Genomic DNA, 281 nt, shown 5'->3' with positions numbered 1-281 from the left:
AAAGACCGAGATTATGCAATAGCTCTGCGAATCTTGCATCGCTACGAATCGGCTGCCAGCGTGGATCGAGCGCAGTCCAAACCATCCAGTTCGTTCTCTCCTTCATACCCAGGTCTAGAAATCTCAGCGACTCATTTCTGTCACCCAGCCCGGCGTGGACCAGCGCGATGGCATACGCACTCACGTATCGGTGCTTCGATTCGGCGGTCAGCTCATCCAAAGCCCTGCGGGCTTGCGATGACTTGCCCCATCGCCCGTACACCCATCCCTTGGCTGCAATG

Annotated in this window: 1 protein-coding gene; it reads right to left on the bottom strand. The window is 56.6% G+C overall.

The window, feature by feature from the left end; genetic code table 11:
* Window positions 1-281: hypothetical protein (locus L5876_RS14615; RefSeq protein WP_236957093.1), on the bottom strand; the 281-nt coding region annotated here is incomplete at both ends.

This window comes from Hyphobacterium sp. SN044 (assembly GCF_021864465.1).
In the GTDB taxonomy this organism is placed as follows: Bacteria; Pseudomonadota; Alphaproteobacteria; order Caulobacterales; family Maricaulaceae; genus Hyphobacterium.
This window is presented reverse-complemented; position numbering and strand designations above follow the sequence as displayed.